The sequence below is a fragment of the Arthrobacter sp. PAMC 25486 genome (assembly GCF_000785535.1).
GTDB lineage: Bacteria > Actinomycetota > Actinomycetes > Actinomycetales > Micrococcaceae > Specibacter.
The window spans coordinates 1,414,253-1,440,814 of sequence record NZ_CP007595.1; the positions used below are offsets into that span (position 1 = coordinate 1,414,253).

The 26,562-nt window shown below is 64.3% G+C and carries 23 protein-coding genes; 14 read left to right on the top strand and 9 right to left on the bottom strand.

Annotated features, from left to right (window positions below; translation table 11 throughout):
• The first annotated feature begins 121 nt into the window (after positions 1-121).
• The 3 genes from art_RS06445 to art_RS22905 all read left to right on the top strand — a co-directional run bounded on the left by art_RS06445 (position 122) and on the right by art_RS22905 (position 6,233).
• The gene (locus tag art_RS06445) at positions 122-1,621 is read left to right on the top strand and encodes a malate:quinone oxidoreductase (RefSeq protein ID WP_038469035.1); all 1,500 of its coding nucleotides are present in this window, start codon (positions 122-124) and stop codon (positions 1,619-1,621) included.
• 51 nt (positions 1,622-1,672) lie between these two features.
• On the top strand, positions 1,673-5,089 hold the full coding sequence (locus tag art_RS06450) for an efflux RND transporter permease subunit (protein ID WP_038463303.1): 3,417 nt from the start codon (positions 1,673-1,675) through the stop codon (positions 5,087-5,089).
• A gap of 625 nt (positions 5,090-5,714) precedes the next feature.
• Positions 5,715-6,233 (top strand): hypothetical protein, encoded by a 519-nt coding sequence (locus art_RS22905; RefSeq protein WP_253901498.1) that lies wholly within the window; start codon positions 5,715-5,717, stop codon positions 6,231-6,233.
• A 132-nt stretch (positions 6,234-6,365) separates the two neighbouring features.
• On the opposite strand, the gene art_RS06460 is transcribed toward art_RS22905, so the two are convergent.
• On the bottom strand, positions 6,366-7,802 hold the full coding sequence (locus art_RS06460) for an MFS transporter (RefSeq protein WP_038469037.1): 1,437 nt from the start codon (positions 7,800-7,802) through the stop codon (positions 6,366-6,368).
• A gap of 238 nt (positions 7,803-8,040) precedes the next feature.
• On the opposite strand from art_RS06460, the gene art_RS06465 reads away from it, so the two are divergent.
• Together art_RS06465 and art_RS06470 are read left to right on the top strand one after the other, a co-directional pair.
• Complete coding sequence (locus art_RS06465; RefSeq protein ID WP_038463307.1) at positions 8,041-9,162, top strand: LLM class flavin-dependent oxidoreductase; 1,122 nt, start codon at positions 8,041-8,043, stop codon at positions 9,160-9,162.
• A 1-nt stretch (position 9,163) separates the two neighbouring features.
• Positions 9,164-9,616, top strand: a complete 453-nt coding sequence (locus tag art_RS06470) for a MarR family winged helix-turn-helix transcriptional regulator (RefSeq protein WP_038463309.1) — start codon at positions 9,164-9,166, stop codon at positions 9,614-9,616.
• A gap of 11 nt (positions 9,617-9,627) precedes the next feature.
• Here art_RS06470 and art_RS06475 read toward each other — a convergent pair whose 3' ends face one another.
• Positions 9,628-10,416 carry a hypothetical protein gene (locus tag art_RS06475; protein ID WP_157875182.1) on the bottom strand — a complete coding sequence of 263 codons (789 nt, stop codon included), beginning with the start codon at positions 10,414-10,416 and terminating at the stop codon, positions 9,628-9,630.
• A 397-nt stretch (positions 10,417-10,813) separates the two neighbouring features.
• Between art_RS06475 and art_RS20920 the strand changes: the two genes are divergently transcribed.
• Both art_RS20920 and art_RS06485 read left to right on the top strand, forming a co-directional pair.
• Positions 10,814-11,449, top strand: a complete 636-nt coding sequence (locus tag art_RS20920; RefSeq protein WP_052136078.1) for a DUF6318 family protein — start codon at positions 10,814-10,816, stop codon at positions 11,447-11,449.
• 287 nt (positions 11,450-11,736) lie between these two features.
• A complete protein-coding gene (locus art_RS06485) occupies positions 11,737-12,381 on the top strand; it encodes a hypothetical protein (protein WP_253901499.1) in 645 nt (214 codons plus the stop codon).
• A gap of 83 nt (positions 12,382-12,464) precedes the next feature.
• Here art_RS06485 and art_RS06490 read toward each other — a convergent pair whose 3' ends face one another.
• Entirely contained in the window at positions 12,465-13,964 is a 1,500-nt protein-coding gene (locus art_RS06490; RefSeq protein WP_082000148.1) for a M20/M25/M40 family metallo-hydrolase, read from the bottom strand.
• Positions 13,965-14,026: 62 nt separating this feature from the next.
• Here art_RS06490 and art_RS06495 point away from each other — a divergent pair, with 62 nt between their 5' ends.
• The gene (locus art_RS06495) at positions 14,027-14,872 is read left to right on the top strand and encodes a fumarylacetoacetate hydrolase family protein (protein ID WP_038463311.1); all 846 of its coding nucleotides are present in this window, start codon (positions 14,027-14,029) and stop codon (positions 14,870-14,872) included.
• A 170-nt stretch (positions 14,873-15,042) separates the two neighbouring features.
• Positions 15,043-15,567, top strand: a complete 525-nt coding sequence (locus art_RS06500) for a GtrA family protein (protein WP_052136080.1) — start codon at positions 15,043-15,045, stop codon at positions 15,565-15,567.
• Positions 15,568-15,594: 27 nt separating this feature from the next.
• Here the strand turns inward: art_RS06500 and art_RS06505 are convergent, their stop codons facing one another.
• Complete coding sequence (locus tag art_RS06505; RefSeq protein ID WP_038463312.1) at positions 15,595-15,888, bottom strand: DUF1540 domain-containing protein; 294 nt, start codon at positions 15,886-15,888, stop codon at positions 15,595-15,597.
• Between the two features lie 179 nt (positions 15,889-16,067).
• Between art_RS06505 and art_RS06510 the strand changes: the two genes are divergently transcribed.
• From art_RS06510 to art_RS06530, 5 genes are all read left to right on the top strand, one after another.
• Positions 16,068-16,412, top strand: a complete 345-nt coding sequence (locus tag art_RS06510) for a hypothetical protein (protein ID WP_038463313.1) — start codon at positions 16,068-16,070, stop codon at positions 16,410-16,412.
• On the top strand, positions 16,402-17,880 hold the full coding sequence (locus art_RS06515) for a sensor histidine kinase (protein WP_082000149.1): 1,479 nt from the start codon (positions 16,402-16,404) through the stop codon (positions 17,878-17,880). Before art_RS06510 ends, art_RS06515 begins: the two co-directional genes overlap by 11 nt.
• Complete coding sequence (locus art_RS06520) at positions 17,877-18,539, top strand: response regulator transcription factor (RefSeq protein ID WP_038463314.1); 663 nt, start codon at positions 17,877-17,879, stop codon at positions 18,537-18,539. The genes art_RS06515 and art_RS06520 overlap by 4 nt, the downstream gene beginning before the upstream one ends.
• A 167-nt stretch (positions 18,540-18,706) precedes the next feature.
• Entirely contained in the window at positions 18,707-19,414 is a 708-nt protein-coding gene (locus art_RS06525; RefSeq protein ID WP_082000150.1) for a DUF4956 domain-containing protein, read from the top strand.
• Entirely contained in the window at positions 19,411-20,256 is an 846-nt protein-coding gene (locus tag art_RS06530) for a polyphosphate polymerase domain-containing protein (RefSeq protein ID WP_038463315.1), read from the top strand. Before art_RS06525 ends, art_RS06530 begins: the two co-directional genes overlap by 4 nt.
• A gap of 37 nt (positions 20,257-20,293) precedes the next feature.
• Here the strand turns inward: art_RS06530 and art_RS06535 are convergent, their stop codons facing one another.
• The 5 genes from art_RS06535 to art_RS06555 all read right to left on the bottom strand — a co-directional run bounded on the left by art_RS06535 (position 20,294) and on the right by art_RS06555 (position 26,503).
• Positions 20,294-21,475, bottom strand: coding sequence for a cysteine desulfurase family protein (locus tag art_RS06535; RefSeq protein ID WP_038463317.1), 1,182 nt, complete (start codon positions 21,473-21,475; stop codon positions 20,294-20,296).
• Positions 21,472-22,395 (bottom strand): carboxylating nicotinate-nucleotide diphosphorylase, encoded by a 924-nt coding sequence (gene nadC / locus art_RS06540; protein WP_253901500.1) that lies wholly within the window; start codon positions 22,393-22,395, stop codon positions 21,472-21,474. The genes art_RS06535 and nadC overlap by 4 nt, the downstream gene beginning before the upstream one ends.
• Positions 22,396-22,400: 5 nt before the next feature.
• Complete coding sequence (gene nadB / locus art_RS06545; protein ID WP_082000151.1) at positions 22,401-24,248, bottom strand: L-aspartate oxidase; 1,848 nt, start codon at positions 24,246-24,248, stop codon at positions 22,401-22,403.
• Positions 24,245-25,606 (bottom strand): quinolinate synthase NadA, encoded by a 1,362-nt coding sequence (gene nadA, locus art_RS06550; RefSeq protein WP_038463319.1) that lies wholly within the window; start codon positions 25,604-25,606, stop codon positions 24,245-24,247. The genes nadB and nadA overlap by 4 nt, the downstream gene beginning before the upstream one ends.
• Before the next feature lie 135 nt (positions 25,607-25,741).
• Positions 25,742-26,503, bottom strand: coding sequence for an NUDIX domain-containing protein (locus art_RS06555; protein WP_052136914.1), 762 nt, complete (start codon positions 26,501-26,503; stop codon positions 25,742-25,744).
• Between the last annotated feature and the right edge of the window lie 59 nt (positions 26,504-26,562).

A 26,562-nucleotide genomic window follows, 5' to 3' on the forward strand; every position in this document is an offset into this window, starting at 1 on the left:
GGCACCTTGGGTGAGAGGGTCCGGCGTCGTGCTTAACGGGGTGAAATGCCCGCGATTTACGCATCCAGTGCCTACCGCGATACGCTTCTACCGCTAGGAAGAGCCTCTACCGGAGTTGACTGTGACCTTCATTTCGAACACCAAAGACGCTGATGTTGTCCTTATCGGGGGCGGCGTCATGAGCGCAACGCTGGGCACGATGCTCAAGCAACTGGAACCAAACTGGAAGATCGTGCTGTTCGAACAGCTCGACACGCCAGGCTTGGAATCCTCCAGCCCCTGGAACAATGCCGGCACGGGACACTCCGCGCTCTGCGAACTCAACTACTCACCCGCGGCCAAAGACGGCACGGTGAACCCGGCCAAGGCCATCCACATCAACGAACAGTTCCAGCTGTCCCGCCAGTTCTGGGCGCACCTGGTGGATGAATCGCTGATCGGCTCCCCCAAGGGCTTCATCAACACGGTCCCGCACATGAGCTTTGTCATCGGCGAAGCGCACCGGGCGTTCCTGAAGGCCCGGCACGAGGCGCTGCAGGCCAACCCCGTCTTTGCCTCCATGGAATACTCCGAGGACCCGGCGCAGATCGCCAAGTGGGCGCCGCTGGTCATGAAGGGCCGCGACCCGCAGGAAATCGTCACCGCCACCCGCGCCGCCGAAGGCACCGACGTCGACTTTGGCGCCCTGACCCGTGAGCTCATCGGCTACATGGGCGAGAACGGCGTCGAGATCAACTACGGCACCACCGTCACCGACGTTGCCCGGGCCACCGACGGCGGCTGGGACGTTGCGCTGAAGCACCCCGCCTCCGGGGAGCACGGCAAGATCAAGGCCAAGTTTGTGTTCATCGGCTCCGGCGGCGGTGCCCTGCACCTGTTGCAGAAGTCGGGCATCCCCGAGGGCAAGGGCTTTGGCGGCTTCCCCGTCTCCGGCCAGTTCTTCCGCTGCACCGATGAAAAACTTGCCAAGCAGCACAGCGCCAAGGTGTACGGCCAGGCGTCAGTGGGCGCCCCGCCCATGTCGGTCCCGCACCTGGACACCCGCTACGTTGACGGCAAGCGTTCACTGCTGTTCGGCCCGTACGGCGGATTCTCCACCAAGTACCTCAAGACCGGCAGCTACATGGACCTGCCCGGCTCCATCCGCCCCAACAACATCATCCCGATGCTGGCTGTTGGCAAGGACAACCTGGACCTGGTCAAGTATCTGGTCACCGAGGTCACCAAGACGCACGCCGGCAAGGTGGAGGCGCTCCACGAGTACTTCCCCGAGGCCGACGGCAAGGACTGGGAGCTGATCACGGCAGGCCAGCGGGTGCAGATCATCAAGAAGGACGCCAAGAAGGGCGGCCTGCTGCAGTTCGGCACCGAGGTCATCACGGCCGCCGACGGATCGCTCTCCGCATTGTTGGGTGCCTCCCCCGGCGCCTCAACGGCCGTGCCGATTATGCTGGAGCTGTTGCAGCGTTGCTTCCCGCGCAAGTTCAAGCTGGAGTGGCAGGATTCCCTGCGCACCATGATGCCCACCTACGGCAGCACGCTAAACGATGACGCGGAACTATTTGAGAAGACCCTGGCCGCAACGGCCGCTTCTTTGCAGTTGAAGACGGACAAAGCCTAACGCTCCCCGCATCGCTGGAGGGGACCGGCACTTAGCAGTGGGAGAAACTTGATGTTCAAGCTGGCCAAAATGTCCTTGGGGAACCGGGCATTGATCGCCCTCATCACCATCTTCGCCATGGTGTTCGGGGTGATCACGCTCGGTTCACTCAAGCAGGAACTCATCCCCAGCATCGAGTTCCCGCAAATCACGGTGGTCTCGGCCATGCCGGGAGCCTCCCCCGCCGTCGTGGACAAACAGGTCAGCGAGCCGCTTGAGGCTGCGCTGAACGCGGTGGAGGGGCTGGAATCCAGCACCTCCACCTCCCGCAGCGGCTTCTCCACCATCAACCTGGCGTTCACGTACGGCACCAACCTGGACCGTGCCCGGAACCAGATTGACCGGGCCATCTCCAACGTCGCCTCCCGCCTGCCCGACGGTGTCCAACCGCAGCCCATCGCCGGCAGCATCGCCGATTTCCCCATCGTGTTCATGGCCGTCTCCTCCGACCAGGACCTGGCCGCGCTCAACACAGACCTTGCGCGCATCGCCGTTCCCAAGCTCATGAAGATCGACGGCGTCCGCAGCGCCGATGTGACCGGCGCCAACTCCCAGCACATCCAGATCCTGCCGAACCCTGCCAAGATGACGGCCGCCGGGGTCACCGTGGGCTCCATTGCCGACGCCCTAAAGAACAACGGCACCCTGATCCCCGTCGGTTCGCTGACCACCGACGGCACCACCCTGTCCATCCAGGCCGGCAGCCCCGTTGACTCCATCGACGCCGTCAAGGCCCTGCCGCTGGCTGTCACCGGTCCCGCCACAGGGCCCGGCGCCGCACCGGCCGGCCCCGCCGAGGGATCCGGCGCCGCACCCACCATCGAATCCGTCGCCACCGTGGCCCTGGCGGATGACCCCACCACCTCCATCACGCGCACCAACGGCGAGGCCACGCTGGCCCTGTCCATCACGAAGAAGCCGGACGCCGACACCGTTACGCTGTCCCAGGAAATCGCCGCGGCCATGCCGGAACTGACGGCGTCCATGGGCAACAACACGAAGTTTGTCACCGTCCTTGACCAGGCCCCCTTCATTGAAAAATCCATCCACGACCTGACGGTGGAGGGTCTGCTGGGACTCGGGTTCGCCGTCGTGGTTATCCTGATTTTCCTCATGTCGGTGCGCTCCACGCTGGTCACCGCCATCTCCATCCCGCTCTCGCTGCTGGTGACGTTCATCGGGCTGTGGGCCACGGGATATTCGTTGAACATCCTGACCCTGGGCGCGCTCACCATTGCCATTGGGCGGGTGGTGGACGACTCCATTGTGGTGATCGAGAACATCAAGCGGCACCTCAGTTACGGCGAGGACAAGAAAACCGCCATCCTGGCCGCGATTCGCGAGGTTGCCGCGGCCATCACCGCCTCGACGCTGACCACGGTGGCCGTGTTTCTGCCCATCGCGTTTGTGGGCAGCCTGGCCGGGGAGCTGTTCCGCCCGTTCGCGCTCACCGTCACGTTTGCGCTGCTCGCCTCCCTGCTCGTCTCGCTCACCATTGTGCCGGTGCTGGCGTACTGGTTCCTGAAGTCCCCCGCGCCGGCCGATTCCGCCATGTTGCTGGACGACGCCGGAGCCCCCTTGGGCGGCAAGGCGCTGCTGCGCGCTGTGGAAGAGAAGGAACGATCCTCCTGGCTGCAGCGCGGCTACCTGCCCATCCTCGCCAAGACCCAAAAGCACCCCGTGGTGACGCTGATTGCTGGCGGCATTGTGCTGGCGGCGACGCTCGCCATGACCCCGCTGCTGCCCACCAATCTGCTGGGTGACACCGGCCAGAACAGCCTGAGCATCCAGCAGGACCTGCCCGCCGGCACCAGCCTTGAGGTGACAAACGAGGCCGCCAAGAAGGTGGAAACCGCCCTGGACGGCATCGACGGCATCACCGATGTGCAGGTGACGATCGGCAACGCCTCCGGCGGTTTCGCCGCGCTCCTGTCCTCCGGTGCGTCCAGCGCCTCGTTCCAGGTCATCACCGACCCCGACGCCGACCAGGTCGCCCTGCAGGACACCGTGCGGTCAACTGTTGAGGGTGTCAAGGATGCGGGCAAGATCAGCCTGGGCGCCCAGGGTGGCGGCTTCGGCATGTCATCCTCCGTCGACATCACCGTCAAGGCGACCACCGGCGAGGAACTGCAGCAGGCGTCCGACACCCTGGTCAAGGCCATGACGGGGCTGCCCGGCGCCCAGTCGGTGACGAGCAACCTCGGCGGTTCACAGCCTGTTGTCCAGGTGAGCGTTGACCGGGCCAAGGCGGTTGCCGCCGGGCTCGATGAGCAGCAGATCACCGGACTGCTGGCCGCCACCGTCAGCCCGATTCCGGGCGGCACCGTGCGCATCGACACCACCGACTACCGGGTGCAGATTGGCCTGGGCACGCAGTTTGATTCCGTCGCCGCACTGGCTGCGGCGCAGATCCCCACTGCCGCAGGCATGGTTCCACTCTCCGATGTGGCCACCGTGGCCGAGGTGCAGACGCCGTTGACGGTGACATCCTCCAACGGCCAGCGCACGGCCACTGTCTCGGTGACGCCCGAAGGTGATGCGCTGGGCTCCCTCAGTTCCGAGGTGGCGAACAAGCTGGACGCCACCACACTGCCGGCGGGTACGATCGCCACGATCGGCGGTGCGGCCACGCAGCAGGCTGAGTCGTTCCAGCAGCTGGGCCTGGCCATGCTCGCCGCAATCGCCATTGTCTACGTGATCATGGTGGCGACGTTCAAGTCGCTCATCCAGCCGCTGATCCTGCTGGTGTCCATCCCCTTTGCAGCCACCGGCGCCATCGCGCTGTTGCTGATCACCGGCATCCCGCTGGGCCTGCCGTCCTTGATTGGCCTGCTGATGCTGGTGGGCATCGTGGTCACGAACGCCATTGTGCTCATTGACCTGATCAACCAGTACAGGGAGCCTTCCGGCGACCGGCCTGCCATGAACGTGGCCGACGCCATTGAACATGGCGCCCGCCAGCGTTTGCGACCCATTTTGATGACGGCCCTGGCCACCATCTTTGCCCTGACACCCATGGCGCTGGGCGTGACGGGCAGCGGCGGCTTCATTTCCCAGCCGCTGGCCGTTGTGGTGGTGGGCGGGCTCATCTCCTCCACGGCTTTGACGTTGATCCTGGTTCCCGTGCTGTACCGCCTCGTTGAGGGTCGCAAGGAACGCCACGATCTCATGAAGGCGCTGAAGGTGGTGCACACGCCGTCCGGTGGTGCGGGCGGTTCGGGCGCGAAGGGCAGTTCGGGCGCGAAGGGCGGTGCGGGCGATTCGGGCGCGAAGGGCAGCAAGGCCGGTTCCGAGGCAAAGGCCGGCTCCGGCTCCGACACAAAGGCCGGCTCCTCGGCCGGCTCACCGCCGCAGCCCGCCCCCGAGTTCCAGGACTGGACCACGGGAGCCATCCCGAAGGTGCGCGGCCGCCGCGCCGCCACGGACTGACCCACGGCCCCTGCACCTACCCGTACTTTTCCCCATTCCATTACGCAGTTGTTAGACCCCCACATTCGATTACGCACTTGTTAGACCGATTTCATCAATTTCCGCCGTTTTTGGTCTAACGAGTGCGTAATGGAATTCTGGAGGAGGCGCCCTGTGGATAACTTCTGCGGGCGCCTGTGGAAATTGCCATGATTGAGGCATGACTTCCCTTGTTCATCTGCCAGAGCCGTTCCATTGGTCACCCTTCACGGTGTCTGAGGCGCTCAACCACGGCGCCAGCTATGGCGAGCTCTGCCACCGTGAAGTAGTCACACTCAGCCGCGGCATCAAGATCGTGAAGCATGATTCCGATGTCCCCCTCGCGCTTTTGACGCGCCCCTATACCGTGGTTACCGGATACTCTGCAGCGTCTCACGCGACAGCTTTTAGGATTTGGGATTTCCCGGGATTCTTGCCGGGATCACACGATGAAACCATCCACATTTCACGTCAGTATCCGCATACGGCTCCGCGCCGAAACGGAGTTGTGGGACACCGTACAGCACTGCTGAATGACGAAGTCCATTGCTTGAACGGCTTGTGGATCACCAACAGGATCAGAACATGGTTGGACTGTGCCAATGGAATGTCCGTCGAGGAACTTGTGGTGGTTGCCGATCATCTCCTCCGGATTCCCCGACTAGAATTTGAAGGCCGCTCCGAGCCGTACACCACCATCCATGAACTTGAGGTGCTTCTTGCCCGGCACTCGGGCACTCCGGGCATCGTCAAGGCGCGAGAAGCACTTAGCCTGGCGCGGGTTGGTTCCGACTCGCCGCAGGAAACCAAGCTCCGGCTGGCGTGCGGATATGCCGGGTTGCCCGCACCGTTACTCAACGTCAAAACGCCCCTGTCAGATGGGGCTGAACGGACTCCAGACCAGTCGTACCCCGAATTCAAGGTGGCCACTGAATACGACGGCGACACCCACAACGACCCTGATCAGGTTGAACGCGACGTAAAGCGTGCAGAAGAATATCAACGGGCAGGCTGGATTGAAGTGCGGATCATGAAGCGCCACATGCGCAACGGGGCCAAGGACGCGGTGCGCAAGGTGCGCGACGCACTTTGGGCCCGCGGCTGGCGCCCCTCCCAAAATCCTTAACGCACTCGTTGGACCGATTTTGCCAAAAAGTGGACTTTTTGGTCCAACAACTGCGTAATGGATTTCTTTGGAAGGCGAGAAACGTCTTGCGGGTCAGAAATGGTGGAACGGATCAGGTACTGGACGGGGAAATTACCCCGGCAGGGTGGGGCTGAAGGCCAGCTTCGGAACGAAGTACAGGGCGATCGCCGCCACCAGTGCCGTGATGCCGCAAATCGTCCACACCAGCATGTAGCCCTCAAGCGGTGCCGCGGTGGATCCCGTGTCCGCCGTCAGCGACCCCAGCGCCTGCCCGGCCAGCGCAATGCCGAACACACACGAGGCAAACGCCCCGCCAACAGTCTTGGTGGCATTTGTCAGGCCGGTCGCCATGCCCGTTTGAGTCAGCGGCGCGGCAGCTGCGGCCGCCGACGGGAGCGCTGCCACCAGCGCACCGCTGCCGATGCCTGCGATGCCCATGTTGATGAGCACCTGCGCCGTCGAATCGTGGAACGGCAGGAACATGAGGTAACCCAAAGCAACGAGGAAGGCCGCGCCCATCAGGGTGATTCTCGGCGTCGTCCATCTGGTGACGAGAGGATAGAGGAGTGCGCCGCCCAGCATGCCGAGCACATACACGCCGATCAGGATCGAGACCACTGACGCGCTGGCGCCGAGGCCGTAACCGACCTCGGCGGGGTCGGTGCGCGCGAACGTGGATAGCGGGGCCTGTGCGCCGAGGACCGAGACGCCGAACAGGAACGCCGTCAGTTGCACGGGCCACATGCTGGGTTGGCGGAGCAGGCGGATGTCGATCAGCGGATCTTTGTGGCCCAGTTGGTGGCGGGTGAACGGGATGAGCGCGCCAATGCCAAGCACGACGGCGGCCCACGCCCACCAGGTACCGGGGCCGTTGATGCGCATGAAGGTCAGGCCGGCGGTGATGAGCAGCAGTCCGGTGGAGAGGAGGGTCAGGCCCATGAGGTCGAGCTTGCCGCCGGTGCGGTTTTCGGATTCGGGCACGCCGAACAGGATCACGAAGAAGCACAGTGTGACGGCGATGGCGGGGATCATGAGGGTCAACCACAGTTTGTCCGGGATGAGGCCGCCGATGAACCCGCCGGCGAGGGCGCCAACAATCACACCGAATTCCAGGCCGGCAACGAGGATGCCGGCGGACTTGCGGGTGAGGGCGGCGCCGTCGGGGCGATGGTGGGAGCGGCTGTAGATGAGGGCAATTTCCAGCGGCAGCCAGACGACGTAGAAGCCTTGCAGCGCCCAGGCGGCGACGAAGAACCAGAAATTGGGAGCGAAGGCCACGCCCCAGGATGCCGCGGCCGTCAGTGCGGTGGAGATGAGGAGGACTTTTCGGTGGCCGATCATGTCGCCCAGTTTCGCCAGGACGGGGACCACGAGGGCGCTGACCATGAGCTGGGCGGCCTCGAACCAGTTGACGTCGGCGTCGTGGATGCCCAGGTGGCGGGCGATGTCGGTGAGCAGGGGCGTGTAGTAGCCCTGCAGGATGCCGCTGGTCAGTTCGACGAGGACCAGGAATCCGACGATGGCGGTGGCGGTGGGCGCCAGTCTCAGACTTGTGCCGACTGATGGGCCTGCGCCGGCGGTTCGGCCGGCACTTCGGCCGTCACTGCCACGTTGCACTGAAGCCAAGGGAAACCTCCATGGATGCTGTGACATGAATTACATGCCCCTGTTGAGCATACTAATGCCAGTTTTGCTCCGGGAACATATTCGCGTCCGTGCGGGTTGAGCCGTACAATAGATACAAACGCATATATCTCGGGAATGCCGGGAGCCAGAGGAGTACAGAATGCAGTTCGGAATTTTCAGTGTTGGCGACATCACCATGGACCCCACCACGGGCCGCACGCCCACCGAACATGAACGCCTAAAGGCCATCACCACGATCGCCAAGCACGCCGAGGACATTGGCATGGACGTGTTTGCCACGGGCGAGCATCACAACCCACCGTTCTACCCCAGCTCCCCCACCACCATTCTGGGCTACATCGCCGCACAGACCGAAAAGATCATCCTGTCCACGTCGACGACGCTGATCACCACCAACGATCCGGTGAAAATCGCCGAGGACTTTGCCACGCTGCAGCATCTTTCCGACGGTCGCACGGACATTGTGCTGGGCCGCGGCAACATGGGCGCCGTCTACCCCTGGTTCGGCAAGAACAACCAGGATTCCGTGGAGCTGACCGTGGAGAACTATGCGCTGCTGCGCCGTCTCTGGGACGAGGAAGTGGTGAACTGGGAGGGCAAGTTCCGCACTCCCCTGCGCGGCTTCACGTCCACGCCCCGCCCGCTCGACGGCGTTGCCCCCTTTGTGTGGCACGGCGCCATCCGGACGCCCCAGGTTGCCGAGATTGCCGCGTACTACGGCGATGGCTTCTTCGCCAACAACATCTTCTGGCCCAAGGAACACTACATCCAGCTGATCAACCTCTACCGGGAGCGCTACGCACACTACGGCCACGGCACCCCGGAACAGGCAATCGTGGGCCTGGGCGGACAGTTCTTCATCCGCAAGAACTCCCAGGATGCCGTCAATGAATTCCGACCCTACTTCGACAATGCACCGGTCTACGGCCATGGTCCGTCAATGGAGGACTTCACATCGCAGACCCCGCTGACTGTTGGCAGCCCGGCGGAAATGATCGACAAGACGCTGGCCTTCCGCGACTACTTCGGCGACTACCAGCGTCAGCTGTTCCTGGTCGACCACGCGGGCCTGCCCTTGAAGACCGTATTGGAGCAGCTTGACCTCTTTGGCTCCGACGTCCTGCCAACCCTGCGCAAGGAATTCGCCGCCAACCGGCCCGCGTCCGTCCCGGACGCACCCACCTTCGAGGCTCGCCGCAAGGCAGCCCAGGCGAGTTCCGCCGTCGCACATTCAACGACTCAGTCAACGGAGGCGAACTGACATGTCCATAGCGGCACATCGCAGGCTGACGACCGAATCGTGGGAGTCGCTGTTGAGAACGCAGGTGGCGATGATGCGCGAGCTGCACAAGGAGCCGAGTTTCAAGGAGCTGGGCAGCCGGGAGTACGACATTTTGTACAACCTCTCGCGCTGCCCCAGCGGCTGGCTGCGGCTCAACGACCTCAATGACCACGTGCTGCTGACGCAGCCGAGCATTTCGCGCATGGTGGACAGGCTCGAGGCGCGCGGACTGATTCAGCGCAAGACGGCCGAGAACGACCGGCGCGGTGTGCTGATTGGTCTCACCGAGGAAGGTTCCGCTCTGCAAAAGAAGGTGGGCCGGGCACATGTGCAAAACATCATGGAGCTGATGGAGGTGGCGCTGAGCGACGATGAGATGCGGACCCTTTTGGAGATCACAAGCAAGCTCAGCGCGTCAGTGCAGGGCCACTAGGCGAGGGCGATTTAGCGGGTTGCCGTCAGCGAGGTGAGCATCTTTTGGATGTTCTGGTACTCGCTGGAGAGCATGTAAGTCTGCGCGTCGGCAATGGTGGGGAAGGCGCGCAGGCCCGGTGATCCCATGGGGTCGCTGGAGAATTGGAGCACGTCGCCGAACATGTAGATGCCCAATTGTTGGGACGTGACGGTGTTGTAAACCAGGCAGGCCTTGCCGTCCAGGCCCGCCGAATGGTCGGTGATGCCGTACGAGGCGAAGTAGTGCGTGGCGCCCTGAATGACGCGATAGACGAAGCGGGGTTCTACGGCTTCGCGGGATTCATTGTCGGACGGAAGCTCCATGGGGATGCTGGCCAGCACGATGTAGGGGCTCTGTGATTCCGGTTGGCACGCGCCGCCCAGCCCCGAAATTTGTGTGCCGAGCGTGGCCATCACGTGCCCCTCGTTGTTGCGCACTTCCAACTGCACGGCTCCTGTTTTCGGGGGCGGGAGGACTTTGACAGTCCAGTCGTCCGGGAGCTCGAAGCTGATGGTCTTGCCGGCGTCCGTGAAGTTTTTCCACTTCTCTGCCACCGGGCCGGGCTTTTCTGCGGGGGCTTCCGTGGGCTTTTCTGTGTTGCTGTCTTTACTGATGTTCGACGGCGGTTGGCTCGCCGTTGGTGCCGGGCTTTGTTCGGTGGTTGCGGGCGGCGTAACCGAGGGGCTGCTTTCCACCCTTGTCAGCGTGACATCACAGCCGGTGAGCGCCAATGACAGCGCGAGAAGGCTGACTGCCGCTGCTTTTGCTGGCATCTTCATGGGGATTCCCTCCAAAGCTGCGTTCCATCGTTGCGTGCGATGCTGCCATGTTAGCCCTGCTCTTGGCTTGTACTTGGGGTTGCCGCGGGACACGCCGGGCTTGGGGCTGTTGTTACGTTTGGGCCCGCCACCGCTTCAACTTCTCAGTCCGCCTCACACCCTCGATGGCCAGACATGCGCTGGGACATTGCACGGCGAGAGTTTGGCTGCCTGTGGATAACTTGCTGGCGCGTTCTGGCGACTGAGTGTATTTTGGAATGGAACCACCTAGCGACAGCCATCAACGACGATGCTTGCCACTCATAACACTTTATGGGGGAACGCTATGACCCAGCACCACAGCCAGGCCACAACATCTCATAGCCCGCCTCGACGATTTCGACGGAGTCGCGGCCACTTGCTGCTCAGCAGTTTGGCAGCGGCCATCACGGCAGTGTTGGTACTTACCGGCTGCAGCTCTCCACAGATATCCCCGTCTCCGAGCACCTCCGGTTCGAGCACCACACCGGCCGTCGAAGTCACTACCGCAGCGCCTCCGCCGACCACCGAAGCCCCGGTCTATAAGCCCGCCACGGATCAGGGCCCGGCGGAAAACGTCCCCATCCCGGTCCTGCCCGACAAAGCCAAGGAATTCAGCAAGGAAGGCCTCATCGCGTTCACCGAGTATTGGTACTCGGCCCTCGGCTACGCCTTCGAAACCGGCGACCCGAAGCCAATGATGGACATCAGCGGGCCAAATTGCATCGCCTGTAACAACATGTCGGAGACCATACTGCCCTGGCATTCGGAGGGGCGGTGGATCGTTGGTGGCCAAATGATGGTGCTCTCTACTAACGCGTCATTTGTTCCCGTTGAAGATGGTTCCTACGAAGTCACTGCGCTGATCAGACAAAATCATGTCCAGTTCTATCGGGGTGACAAGTCACTCGCAGATGACCCCGGACAAGGCCCATCAGCTGCGGATCAATTGAATGCTGCTTATGACTCGAACCAGTGGAAAGCCATCAGCGTCCTTCGTATTAACGGGGGTTAGAAATGCTTCCTGAGACATCGTTCCTCACTCGTGCAGCCGAAATACTGGTAGTTGCCATACTGCTCGTGACGACGAGCATGACTGCAGCCCTAGGAGCTGATCCCGACCCGATACGTCCACTTTGGGTCCAAGGAGGAGTCAACACGACTGCCCAAGTTGTAGTTCCGGGAACTGACGGGAAAGTCATACAATCACCTGTTTCCGAATCACCAGATGCGATAGCGTACGAAGCCCGCCTTGCCTGCACCGATGGTGACATCGTCCTTTTCCCAGAATGCGCCGCAGTTATGCCGGCTTGCGCCGCAGGAGCGGGAAGCGCAGATGGTGAAGCAGGAACAGCCATCTACTGGTACTTCGCAGACACAAGCGACAGCCCGCCGAAGTGGATATTCTCCTCCGGCCCTGAGTGCGTCTACGGCGAGAAGCCTCGGGACATCCTGGCCGAGATCGCAGGCATGATCGCCCACGAATTCCAACAAACACCCATCGCAGCCGCCGACTTCGGCTCCCAACCGGGACCCCATACCCTGCGCGGCGAGGAAACCAACGTCTGGGCTGAAGCAGCAACCCAGACCTTCAACCTGACCCTGATTGGCCAAAACGTCACCATCACCGCCACACCCGCCGCCTACACGTGGAATTACGGCGACGGCACCATCTGGGGACCCACCCCGACCCATGGCGCACCCCTGCATCAGGACCGCATCGGCGAACAAACCCAAACAAGCCACATCTACGCCGAAACCGGCCGTCTCGCCATCAACCTCACCACCCATTTCAACGGCACATACACCGTCAACGGCGGCCCGGAACTGCCCATACCTGGACAGGGAAACATCCCCTCATCTGCCCTGCCCCTGACTGTTTGGCGCGCAGAAACACACCTCTACGCCGACAACTGCTTCCAAAACCCCCAGGGCATCGGCTGCTGAGTCGCGCACGAAAGTAGGACAACGGGAGGCCACCTTCGCAACAAAGGTGACCTCCCGCCGTCGAACTTCATGAGAGGGAAGAACTAGCCCAGGCCCTGCAGCAACTCCCGATAAAACACCACACCCGCGCCCAGCGAACTGACCCGCACCCGCTCGTTGACGGCGTGGAGCGTACCCCGATCGGCGGCGTCCATCAGCAGCGGCGAGAAACGGTAGACCGCCGGCGAGATGGACGTGAAGTGCCGAGAATCGGTGGCTCCGGTCTGTATGTACGGGGTGACCACAGCATCCGGATAGGAAGCTGCGACGGCACGGCTGAGCAGCCCAAACTGCTCATTGGTGAAGGAAGAAATGGGCGACGGGTCATGCCCGGAAACCACCCTGAGCTCCACCTCGGGATCATCAATAATGGACCGGACCCGCGCAACGACGGACTCGACGCTCTCCCCCACGGCAATCCGGATGTTGGCGTTGGCACGCGCTGTTGAGGCCAGCACATTGGAAGCCTTGCTGCCTTCGAGCATCGTCACCGCCACACTTGTGCGGGTCAGGGCGCGAGTTTCATCGCCCACCACACCAAAAACCTGCGTCAGCAGAGCCTTGAAGGCCCACAAATTCTCCGTCACCAACCGCAGGGCAAAGCCGCTGTGGGCCCCGATCCGCCGCATCATTTCAGCGATGGGGTCGGGCATGGAGGCAGGGAACGGGTTTTCTTCCAGCGCCACGATGGCCTGCGCCAGCCGAGCTGTGGCACCCATCCGAGGCGGGGTTGAGGCGTGCCCGCCAGCACCCCGCACCAGCAACTCCAAATCCAAAATGCCCTTCTCAGCAACACCGATCACGGCAGCCGGCACCTTCAGTCCAGGGAAGGCCTCAAGCGCCACGGCGCCGCCCTCATCAAGCACCAGCCACGGCTCGACCCCGCGTGAGGCAAGCAGCGCAACGGCCGCCTCGGCACTGTCGCCGGCAGTTTCCTCATTGTTTCCGAAGGACAGGTACACGTCATGGCCCGGTGTGAACCCCTCCTCCAGCAACGCTTCAATGGCGCCCATGATGACGACCAATGCGCCCTTGTCGTCCAGGGCGCCGCGACCCCAGACATAGCCGTCTTCCTGGTGCCCGGAGAAGCCAGGATGCGTCCAGATATCGCGCACATCCACAGGCACGACGTCGTAGTGAGCCATCAGCACTGTTGGCCGCGCACCGGCGTCGGCCCGAACACCGGACCACTTGAACAGCAGCCCGTGCCCGTTGACAAATTCCCGCGACAGAGCCGTGTGCACGCCTGGATACAGCCGCTCGAGCGCCTCAATGAAGCCGGTGAACTGGTCCAGTTCTATCCTGTCCCGCAACGGAGAGTAAACAGTGCGGAAACGAATCAGTTCGCTCAGAATGTCGGCCGCCGGCTGCGCGAATTCCACGCCGATTTCAGCCGCATTCAAGGCAGCGCCAAAGTCCCCGGCCGGCGTGCCCGGGCCCGCCCGCAAGGCCCTTGCACTCATAACGGCTGCGGCACCCGCGGCTCCCACAGACAGGGCTGCCGTGACAGCACGATTGATCGATTTCGCTGATCCTTTAGGCATGACAGGGATTCTATGCCACGTGACTGTGAACGCACCCAATACCGAAGAGGTAGGATGTCCTCATGACAAATGCGCCGTACCGACTTGCCCGTGTCCGCCCCCTCGATGCAGCGCAGGCAGGCAGTGCGCAGGCCCTGCCCGAGCAGTTCTTTGTCCGCAATGACGCCGTCGACTTCACCGGTCCCGAAGGCCGCATCTGGCACATCATTGAAACACCGTTCCCAGCCTCCCCCGCCAACCAGAACAGCGCGCCCCGCGCCGGCTGGTCCATCGGCGCCACTGTCACCGAGGACCAGTTCATCTTTCTGGCCCCCTGCGCACCCGTCAACGTCTTCGGCATGGCGCACAACACCGGCGCCCCCGGCCGCGCCCTGCCCCCGCAGGCATTCCACAAGGCCGCCAGCTCCGTCGTGGGCCCCGGCGACGCCATCGAATTGAGCCCCACTGTGGGTTACGTCGACCCAGAGGCCGAGCTGACCATCATCGTCGGGCGCCCCGCGAAAAACCTGACGCTCGAGACGGCCCGCAGCGCCATTCTCGGCTTCACCATCGGCAACGACGTCTCCGCCCGCGACGCCCAAAAGTCGGACGAACTCTGGCTCAGCGCCAAGAGCCCCGACACCTTCACCCCGCTTGGCCCGTGGATTGTTGTGGGTATGAAGGACGACGGCGTGGCCATCAGTATTGTTCACAACGGCACCGAGCTGTCCCCCGCCACAAGCAACGATCTGGGCTGGGGCGTGGAAGAGATCCTGGTGTACCTGAGCGGCTTCATGACGCTCCAGCCTGGTGATGTCATCATGACCGGATTCCCCGCCGAGTGCCGCCAAATCACCCCCGGCGACGAGGTCATCTGCCGCATTGAAGGCATCGGCAAGCTGCGCAACCCGGTGGTGGCCGGGAACTGAGGGAGCCCCTCGGGGGGAAAACGCCCCGGATGTGAGCGAGCGTCAGGGAAAACACCCCCTTTGCTGCAGGAGCGTCGGGAGCAGGAGCGTCTGGTAGCCAGCGATTCACAGGCAATGCTCTTGCGGCTGATTGGGTGTTAACACGTTCAGCTGGCAGGATTTAGTTAACCATGGCAACAACAGCAACTCCGGATCCACTCCCCGTTGAGCCCCTCACCACGGGCCGCGGGGTTTTCGGTGCGCTCAAAAACTGGTGGCAGGCCAACCCGGTATTGGCCTCGCAATTGCGCGGCTTTGTCCTGGTCGCCATCGTTTGCACGGTCATCTCCATGACCATTTTTGCCAGCCTGCGCCCCCTGACCGGCACCCAATGGGCCAACGTCATCTCGCTCGTGTTGTGTTCCATTCTCAACACCGAGCTGAATCGGCGCATGAGCTTCGGCATCAACGGGCGCCATCTCTGGTGGCGGGATCAGCGGCGCGGGTTGTGGGTCATGCTGCTGGCGCTGGTCATGACCAGCGGCAGCCTCTGGGTACTCCACCAGATATCCCCGAACGCCTCAATTGTGGTTGAACTCGCCGTCATTGTCTTGGGCAATGTGGCCTCGGCCGTGACCCGCTTCCTCCTGCTGCGCTACTGGATATTCCGGCGCGCGAAGAACGGCGCTCCGGTGGCGCCGAAGTCAACGTTCTAAGCCGCGGCTGGAGCCCTAACTGGAGCCTTAAACTGTGTGCTCGTAGGTCAGGCAGTCGGCGTTGTCTGCGCCGGGGCCCACCCGGACGGAATCGGCACCGCACATCAAGTGGTCGTTGTGGATGCACTCCGTGCGCTGGCAGGCACCAACGGAAGCCAACACCTTGGGCAGCCCGCCATGAACACCGGTGTCGATGAACGTTGCACACTGGGCGTGGTCGGCATTCCCGCCGATCGTAATGCCGGACGCACCGCAATGGGTGTGATCGTTGAATGAACAGTTCGACACAGCGCATTCGGTGACGGGGACGGTGACGGTCATAATCTTCTCCTTGCTGCGAAATCCGGTCCGTGCGGCCTGATTTCCTCCACCGTACGCCCAAACGCGGCGAACTAATTAGTGCCAATTTTGTGCGCTAATTCCGCACGTTCACGGGATAGATGAGAGAATTCTCATTCAGGGCTCATCTGATTGGCAAGCTTGTGCGAAAGGATCGAACCATGCACATCCCACGGTTCATCCTCATCACCTTCATCGCCCTGGTTGTGGGCGGAACAATGGTGGCCACGGGCCTGCTCGCCTCCAATTCAGAGCCCCGCCTGGGCGACACCATCGTTGTCACCCCGCAGGGCACACCCCCCTCAACAACCGCCCCGCCCACACCGTCCCCCAGCCCCACCACCGCCCCACCGGCGACAAACAGCCCGACTCCCCCTCCGCCGTCGTCCAACCCAACGGCACCGGAGGGAGCCATCGAGGTCCCCGGATGCGCACCCCTGACCGGCGACGACGACTGTGACGATTGGGACGACTGGGACGACTGGGACGATATTGATGACGACTGACTCCCCGCGCCGGCACCTCACCGCCCGGGCCCGCATCATCGGCGCCATGGTGCTGCTGCTCGCCGTGGCCTTTGCCGGCTCCATTGTGCTCTCGGCCCAGATCCTGAACGCGCGCACGGATGCCATGGTCGATGACAGGCTCACGCATGCCGCCACGAGTTTCCGCACCTTCGCCATGTCACCCTCGGGCCGCACACAGTTCACGGCGGATGACCTGCTGACCCGGTATTTGCAGGACACAGTGTCGAACCGGGCCGAGACCGCCTTCAGCCTGCTGGACGGCGCCCCGCACCGGCGCATGGCTGGCGATCCGCCCGTGCGGTTGGACAAGGATCCGGACTTTCTGGCGCTCATCTCCGACTATGAGGACCCTGCCCACGGCCGCTACAAGACGACGGCGGGCGAGGTCTCCTACGCGGTCCTGCCGGTGCAGGTGGTGGGCGATCCCGTGCCAGGAGCACTGGTCAGCGTGCAGTTCCGCAAGGAAGTTTCCGCACCGCTCTTCAGCTCGTTGGGCATTTTCGCGTTGGCCGGCGGGCTGGCCGTGATCGGCGCGGGCATTGCCTGCTGGCTCATCGCCGGACGTGTACTGGCCCCGCTGCGGCTGGTCCGTGAGACGGCCGAGACCATCAGCGAAAGCGATTTGCGCGGCCGGATCGAGGTCAAGGGCCGCGACGATGTTGCCGCCCTGGCCCGCACCTTCAACCGCATGCTCGACCGGCTCGAGACGGCATTCGCCACGCAACAGCAGTTCGTTGACGACGCCGGACACGAGTTGCGCACCCCCATCACCGTGATCCGGGGCCAGCTGGAAATGATGGGCGAAGACCCCGCCGAACGCGCCGACACCATCGCCCTCGTCACCGACGAGCTCGACCGCATGAGCCGCATCGTCAACGACCTGCTGCTGCTCGCCAAATCCCAGCAACCCGACTTCGTGATGCCGCAGGAGGTCGAACTCATGGACCTGCTGGTGGATGCGCTGAGCAAGGCCAGCATGCTCGGCCCGCAAAACTGGTCCGTCGACGAGCTCGCCGAGGGCCGCATCATTGCCGACGGCCAGCGCCTCACCCAGGCACTCATGCAACTCGCCTCCAACGCCGTCGCCCACACGCCGCCGCGGGGCATCATCGCCCTTGGCTCCCGACTGCTCCCCGATTCCATGGACGACGGCGGACGGCTGCTTTTGTGGGTGCGTGACACTGGCGCTGGAATCGCCCAAGAGGACCAGGAAGGCATCTTTTCCCGCTTCCGCCGCGGCGCCGGTGTGCCGCAAGCGGCCGGCGCCGGCTTGGGGCTGGCCATTGTGAAGTCCATTGCCGAGGCCCACGGCGGCACCGTTACGGTCTCAAGTTCGCTGGGTGCCGGAGCGACATTTACCTTGAACTTGCCGGTGGCGCTGCGCCCGGATGACGAACACTCTGCTGTGGGCCTGGATGCCGACAGCTCTTGGAAAGGCATTGCATGAAGCGGATTCTGATTGCCGAAGATGAGGCACGCATTGCCACTTTTGTACAAAAGGGCCTCAGCGCCGAAGGCTATGTCACCAAAGTCGTGGGCGATGGCCAGTCTGCTTACGAGGAGGCCCGCTCCTATGCGCACGACCTGTTGATCCTGGACATCGGGCTGCCCGTCATGGACGGGCTCACGGTGCTCCACAGGCTGCGTGAGGAGCGTGTTGACATCCCTGTGTTAATTCTTTCGGCGCGCAGCAGTGTTGAGGAGAAAGTGGCCGGGCTGGTGGGCGGGGCCGACGATTACCTCCCCAAGCCCTTCGCCTTCGAGGAACTCCTGGCCAGGGTCCGGCTACGGCTGCGCGGGCACGTCCTGGAGGAGGCGACCATCCTGACGGCTGGCCCGATCAGCCTTGACCTGCGCACCCGGCGAGCGCTGGTTGACGGTGTCAACAAGGACCTCAGCGCCCGGGAGTTCGCGCTAGCCGAGACCTTGTTCCGGCACCGCGACCAGGTCCTCTCGCGCGAACAGCTGCTCTCCCAGGTGTGGGGCTTCGACTTTGACCCGGGCTCAAACATTGTTGACGTGTATATCCGCTACCTGCGCAAGAAGTTTGGTGCGGAACGGATTGAGACGGTCCGCGGCATGGGGTACCGGCTCAAGCTGGACTGAGCCGGCGGGGCACTTCGGTGAGATGGGCGGCGAGGCACCTGGGCGAGCCGGGCGCCGTCGGACTTCATCCGAACTTCATGAGAACGCTCTCATCTGGGTCTCCTTTTACTCTCATGCGGGTGCGCAACAGTAGTGGTTAGACAACAACCACTCGTTTAGGAGACATCATGTTCAACCTTTGGATTGCACTCGCCGCCAACATGATCTGCATCAGTGTTTTGGTGTACGCCGTCTACTTCCCCCGGTACCAGCGCCGCGACCTGGCCATCGCCTATGTGTGCCTGAACGTGGGCATCATGCTCGTGACGATGCTGCTCTCCGGCAGCGGCGCCGGCATGGGCCTGGGGCTGGGGCTGTTCGGGGTGCTGTCCATCATCCGGCTGCGGTCGGACACGCTGACGCAGGGCGAGATCGGCTACTACTTCGCCGCCCTGGTGCTGGGCCTGATGAACGGGCTGCACCCGGACCCGGCCTGGCTCTCCCCCGTGCTCTCGGCCGCACTCGTTGCCGTGCTGTTTGTGGCCGACCACCCACGGATCGCCCCGCGCACCCGCCGCCAGACCATCACCCTTGACCGGGCCTACGCCAATGAGGGCGAACTCCGGATGGCGTTGGAGACGCTGCTGGGCGGGCCCGTCACCCGAATTGAGCTCATGGAGCTGGACATCGTTCGTGACCTGACCATCGCCGACGTCCGGTACAAGGCGGCCACCACTGCGCCGGTGGTGCCCTGCAGCCATGAAGCGGCTGCCGGCGGTGCCGCCGATCAGCATGCCTTGGCCGGGACACCCGGACCTTCCGGACTGGCGCACCCGCAGTACCCGGGTCTGGAGCCTGGAATGGCCCAGCCCAGCCGAGTCGGAGCCAGATCATGACGTGCGCACAGGTCCTTCAAACAGCCCTGGCGCGCCGTGACCCGATCAGCCTGGCGGAGGTCAACGAGGAGGCGGCCCTGCAGCGCCGCGTGGACAAGAAGTTCCTGCTAAGCCGCGGCCAGCTGGCGGAATTGCTGGAGCGCCTGGACGACGATTTCGCCGTCATGGAGATTGCCGGCCGGCGCATCTTTGGCTACAGCTCCACCTACTTTGACACCCCGGGCCTCGAACAGTTCCGGGTCCACCGGCAGGGCCGGCGCCGCCGCTTCAAGGTCCGCACCCGCACCTACCTTGATTCCGGGTTGTGCATGTTTGAGGCGAAGCTGAAGGGTTCCCGGGGTGAAACCGACAAGCACCGGATCCCCTACCCTCTGGCGGACAGCGCCATCATGAACGGGGAGGCGCAGGAGTTCCTGGCCGAGCTGCTCGACGCCGAGTATAGGCTCCCGCTGCCCGAACTCACACCGGTCATGACGGTGGACTACCGCCGCGGCACCCTGGTCAATCCCCACAGCAAGGAACGGCTCACCTGCGATGTTGGGCTACTGTGCCGGGACGGCGCCGGCGGTAACGGCGCCGGGGAAACCTGCCTGACAGGGGTCCAGGAGGTGGCCGGGCCGGACCTGGTAGTTGTCGAGACGAAGTCGGCGGATGGGCGCGGTGTGGCCGATCGGGTCCTGGCGGAGATGGGCATCAGGGAGCTGAGCATGAGCAAGTACTGCGTGGGCATCGCCCTGTTGCACCCGCACCTGCCGGCCAACCGCTGGAACCGGGTGTTGCGCGAACGCTTCGCTTGGGACCGGGCGCCGTCACGGGCCGGGCTGGCGGGCCTGGTTGCCTGACTTTTCACCTCAGCTGGCCAGTCTCGAGTGCCTCCAGTCAGCCCAGCCGCAGCATCCGTTCGACGGCGGCCACCAGCTCGGTGGCCGCCGTTTCCAGTGCATCGGCGCTCACATCGGAGCCAAAGCTGAACCGCAACGCCGTCTGCGCCACCGTGCGCTCAATGCCCAGGGCGCTCAGCACCGCCGACGGCTCATCCGATCCCGCCGCACACGCCGAGCCGGACGAGCACACAATCCCGCGCCGCTCCAGCTCCAGCAGCACCGATTCGCCGCTGGTGCCCGGGAAGCAAAATGAGGCCGCGTTCGGCAGCCGCCGCGTCCTGTGCCCCGTGAGCACGGCCGCCGGAAGCTCGCGGAGGATCCGCTCAATAAATTCGTCTCGCAGTTTCGCAACGCGTGCGACGGCGGCCGGCCGTGACGCTTCAGCCATCTCCAACGCTGTGGCCAGGGCAACAGCGAACGCCACATTTTCGGTGCCGGAGCGGGTGCCGCGCTCCTGCCCGCCGCCGTGGATCAGCGGCTCGTACAGGGTGCCGCCCTTGACGTAGAGCAGGCCGACGCCCTTGGGTGCGCCAATCTTGTGTCCTGAAATGCTCAGCGCCGTCACGCCCAAAGTCCGGACATCCAGCGGCAGCCAGCCCGCGGCTTGAACGGCGTCGCTGTGCAGTGGCACACCGGCAGTCATTGCCATGGCGGACAGGGCGTCCAGGTCCTGGACGGTCCCCACCTCGTTGTTGGCGTACATGAGGGAGGCGACAGCCACACCGCCGCCCGCCGCACCGCCGGCAGAATCAGAACCAGCCAGCATCGCAGCAAACACCTCAGGGTCCACCAACCCGCTGGAATCAACCGGAACGAGCTCCACCGCGAAGCCGTGGATGCGGTGCAGGTAGTCGGCCGATTCCATAATCGCCGGGTGCTCCACGGCGCTGATGAGCACCCGGTTCAGCCGCGGGTCTGCGGCGCGTCGGGCCAGGGCGATGCCCTTCAGCGCCAGGTTGTCGGCCTCGGTGCCGCCGGAGGTGAAGGTGAGCTCCTCCGCGAAGCAGCCCAACGCCGTCGCACATTTTTCCCGGGCACCGGCCAATGCCGCGGCAGCAATCTCCCCCAGTTCATGGTGGCTGGAGGGGTTGCCGAATTGGTTGGTCAGGAACGGGAACATGGCCTCGATGACCTCGCGGCGGACGGGTGTGGTGGCAGCCGCATCAAGGAAGATCACGGCAGTTCCACGGCTCCCTGCACATCCGGGGTGCCCGGCAACTCCACGGCGATGTCCAGGCCTAAGTCCAGGGCGCGCACGCTGTGGGTCAGGGCGCCGACGGAAATGATGTCAACACCGGTGCGTGCGATGCCGGCGATCGTGGACAAGTTTACGTTGCCGCTGGCCTCCACCAAGGCCCGGCCGTTGACGAGCGCCACGCCCTGCACGAGCTCGTCGTTGCTGAAGTTGTCGAGCATGATGGTGTCCACACCGGCCGCCAGCACGGGCTCGATCTGCTCCAGCGAATCCACCTCAACCTCAAAGTGCACGGTGTGCGGCAGCTGGGCGCGGACGCCTGCGAGCGCGGCGGTCAGCCTGCCGTGGTCTCCGCCGGTCAGCACGGCGAGGTGGTTGTCCTTGGCCAGCACCGCGTCCGAGAGCGAGAAGCGGTGGTTGTGCCCGCCACCGCAGCGCACCGCGTAGCGTTCCAGGATGCGCAGGCCCGGCGTGGTTTTGCGCGTGTCGGTCACGCGTGCACCCGTGCCCGTAATGAGCGCGGCGTATTCAGCGGTCTGGGTGGCGATGGCGCTCATGCGCTGCGTCAGGTTCAGCGCGATCCGTTCCCCCGTCAGCACGCCGCGCGCCAGGCCGGTCACGGACATGAGGCGCTCCCCCTTTTCAAACCGCACACCGTCGGCCACCAGCTGCTCCACCTGCGCGTCCGGGTCCTGCATCGCCATCGCGGCCCGGAATACGTCCCCGCCGGAGAAGATGCCGGGTTCGCGCGCCACCAGCCAGGCCGTGGCCCGGGCGTCGGCCGGCAGCAGCGTGGCCGAGGTGATGTCCCCGTACGGCGCGTCCTCGACAAAGGCCCGCTGCAGGATGTCCTCGATGGCGGTGCGCGGCAGCTGCGGCAGGGTTGGGGTGGTGGTGTTCACGGCGTTCATACTGTTTCGCTTTCACGCTGGGGTTCGGCGGTGGTCAAGGTGGGGACGGGATTGACCCAGAAGTTGGATTTCCGGGTCATGCTTAGGGCGGGTTCCAGGATGACACCCGGCCCTTGTGGGAAGTCTGCGCGGAAGTGCGCACCCACGGAGTTTTCCCGGGTCAGTGCGGCGTGCACCAGCAGTTGCGCGACAAGGTGCAGATTGCTGTCCTCGTGCTCGCGGCGGAGCTCGGTTCCCGCAGCAATGTTGGCCTCGGGGCGCTTAGCTGCTGCATTGTTGCGAGCAGGATTCACGGTGGCGAGCGCAGCCGCCACCAGCTTCAGGCCATCGGCATCGCGGACCACTCCCGCGTGCGAAGCCATCAGGTGGCGCAGCTCGGCACGGGACAGCGCTGCTGCAGCCGTCTCCTGCACTGACCCCGCCAAGGGTGACGGGAGCAAGGGAAGCCGGGTGGCGCCGTCGTGCTTCACCGGCCAGGTGTGCTTCCCGGTGGCAGCCGCCGTGAAGGCCGTGACGGCGCGGCGGCTGAAGACGAGGCCCTCGAGCAGCGAGTTGGAGGCGAGCCGGTTGGCGCCGTGGACGCCGGTGCAGGCCGCCTCGCCGGCGGCGAACAGGCCAGGGACGGAGGTGCGCCCGTGGAGGTCGGTGGCAATTCCGCCCATCCAGTAGTGCGCGGCGGGGGCCACGGGGAGCCAGTCGCGGCGCCAGTTGAAGCCGAGGGCGGTGGTGGTGGCGTCGATCGTGGGGAAGCGCCGTGCGAGGTAGCCGGGGCCGTTGGCCGCCTCGACGCCGGTGGCGTCCAGGAAGACATGGTGGGGGCCTTCGCCCTGGCCGGCGGCGTTGGCCTCCTTGGCAGGGGCGTCACCAGTGGCTTCCGCGGCGGATTCCCTAGCGAGAGTTGCCAGATGGGCGGCGATGCTGCGGGCGACGACGTCGCGCGGGGCGAGGTCGCCCTCCGGGTGGTAGCGGGACATGAACGCCTCGCCGTTGGCATCTCGCAGCACCGCTCCGGCTCCGCGGACCGCCTCGGATATCAGGAAGTTCCGGCCCACTGCGAGCGCCGTGGGGTGGAACTGGAAGTACTCAAGGTCCGCCAGCACGGCACCTGCGCGCCACGCGAGGGCCACACCGTCGCCCGTGGCCACCTGAGGGTTGGTGGTGAATTCGAAAAGCTGCCCGGCGCCGCCTGTTGCGAGCAGAACGGCATCGGTGTCCAGCACCTGCCGTTCGTTGCGGGGGTCGAGGTACGCAATGCCGGCGATGGCAGCGCGGGGCGGGGTCCCGGCGTCGTGCGCTTCATCAGCATCCCCGGCAGCAAGCGCGGGGTGTTTTTCCGTGTGGGCCAGCAGCTCCGTGGCGAAGCAGCCCTCCAGCAGCGTGATCAGACCCAGCTCGGCGGCATCGCGAACGGCCGCGATGAGCCCGTTGGCGATGGCCGCGCCGGTGGCATCCCCGCCGGCGTGCAGGATCCTGGCAGCTGAGTGGGCACCCTCCAGGCCCAGGGCTCTCCTGCCTGTGTCGTCGCGGTCAAAAAGCACGCCGAAGCGCTCCAGTGCCGCGATGTCTCCAGCCGCTTCGGAGCAGAGGATACGCACGGCAGCGGGATCGCACTGGTTGGCTCCAGCCTTGAGGGTGTCGGCAATGTGCGCCTCCACCGAATCGCCGGGAGCAGCCTCGCCCTCGGTCAGAACGGCGCAAATCCCGCCCTGGGCCTGGTGCGTGTTGCTCTGCGCGAGGGTCCCCTTGGTCAACAGCGTGACCCGAACTCCGGCCTCGGCGGCGAGCAGGGCACCATAGAGTCCGGCAATGCCGCTGCCCACCACCACCAGGTGCGAATTGCTCATGCGCGTGCGGCGCTCATGGGCTGCGCAGTCTTGGGTGCCGGCTTGGCGGCGAGCATCCGTTCCAGCGCAATGCGGGCGTTGACGGCGGTGGCCTCCGGGACGGTGATCTGGTTGCGCACCTCGCCTGCCACCAGACCTTCAAGGACCCAGGCAAGGTAGCCGGGGTGTATCCGGTACATGGTGGAGCAGGGGCAGATGACCGGGTCGAGGCAGAAGATGGTGTGCTGCGGGTATTGTGCGGCAAGGCGGTTCACCATGTTGATCTCGGTGCCGATGGCGAAGGTGGTACCGTCCGGGGCGGCCTGGATGGCTTTCAGGATGTAGTCGGTGGAGCCTGCCTCGTCGGCCGCGTCCACCACCTCCATGGGGCACTCCGGGTGCACAATCACGCGCACACCCGGGAAGTCCACCCGGGCCTGTTCGATCTGGCTCACCGTGAAGCGCTTGTGCACCGAGCAGAATCCCTGCCACAGCACCACCTTGGCCTCATCCATGACGTCTTGGCTGTTCCCGCCCAACGGCATGCGCGGATTCCACAGCGGCATCTGCTCCAGCGGGACGCCCATGGCCTTGGCGGTGTTGCGGCCCAGGTGCTGGTCGGGGAAGAACAGCACCCGCTGGCCCCGCTCAAACGCCCATTCCAGCACGGTCGAGGCGTTGGAGGACGTGCACACAATGCCGCCGTGCTCCCCGCAGAACGCCTTCAGCGCCGCCGAGGAGTTCATGTAGGTGACGGGGATGACCGGAACCCGGCCGTCGGCGTCGGGCTCGGTGCCGTACAGCTCCTCGAGTTCGGCCCAGCATGCCTCGACCGAGGGCAGGTCGGCCATGTCTGCCATGGAGCAGCCCGCGGCCAGGTTCGGCAGGATGACGCTTTGGTGGCTGCCGGACAGCATGTCTGCAGTCTCCGCCATGAAGTGCACGCCGCAGAACACGATCGCCTCCGCCTCACTGCGGGTCTTGGCCGCGTTGGCGAGCTGGAAGGAATCACCCACGAAGTCAGCAAATTGCACCACCTCGTCGCGCTGGTAGAAATGCCCCAGCACGACGACGCGTTCCCCCAGTTCAGCCTTGGCGGCGAGAATGCGGGACTCCAGTTCGGCGTCGGAGGCATCCTTGTACGCCTGCGGCAGCTGCCCCTGGACGGGGGTGGCGGCTGGGGCGGTGTCCTCGTTGGAGGCACCGGGTCCGTAGCCGGGGGTGGCCGCGAGCGCCTCTGCCAGGTCAAATTCCCAGGGGCCCTTGGCAAGGTCGTCGTCGCAACTCTCCTGCGCGCGGCCGGGCTTGCCCGCGGCCTGCTGCGCGGCTTCGGCCTGGTCGCGGGTGATGAGCTGGATGGTGGTGTTCACGGATGACATGGCTTGCTCCAAAGGGTTGAGGCAGTGGGACGTGAGTGGCGAGAGTGCGAAAGCGTTTGTGAAAAATGCCCATTTACTGAGGGAGGGTTGGGCGAAACACCCTGGAAGGTGAGGAGGGTTTGTGGGCGGGAGGGGCTAGAGGCGGGACGGCGGATGTCCGGGAGGGGCGTCGTCGTCAGTCAGCGAACCGCCTGACTCTGCATCACCGCCTGCCCCCGTGTAGCGGTACAGGCGGGGCGGACGGTGCTTGCCGCCCTGGAGGAACTCATCGGTAGGCTCGATGTGCGCGGTTTGCGTAAGTTGGCGGCGGAAATTGGCGGGGTCAAGGGTGCGGTTCAGGACAGCTTCGTAGACCTCGCGGACCTGGGCCAGCGTGAATTTTTCGCCGAGCAGGTGGTAGGCGATGGAGCCGTATTCCATCTTGTTGCGCAGCCGCCACAGGGCGTAATTGACGATCTCGTTGTGGTCGAAGGCCAGCTCCTGCAATCCATCAGCCCGGAACCACTGCACGTTCTCGGACTCCTGGGCCTGCTCGGCCTCGGCGGACTGGACCAGTGCCCAGTACACAATCGAGACGACTCTCTGGCTCGGGGAACGGTGCAGGCCGCCAAATGCGTACAGCTGTTCCAGGTAGCTGGGGGCCAGGCCGGTGGTGTCCTGCAAGTTTCGAGCGGCAGCATCCTGGAGGGAATCGGCCTGGGTGAGCGGGCCTCCGGGCAACGCCCACATGTCCTTAAATGGTTCACGGATGCGCTTAACCAGTGGTAGCCAGAGTGTGGGCCGGCCTGTCTTTTCGCTGGGGCGCAGGGCGAAGATGACAGTGGAAATGGCCAGCGACGGCGGCTGCGCGAGCCGTTCGCTGATATTTGCCGCACTGACAAATGCCGTCCGTTCCATGCCCTGCACCCGCTTCCACTATCCTCGACTCGAGTTATAGTCAGTTTGACTAGAACTAA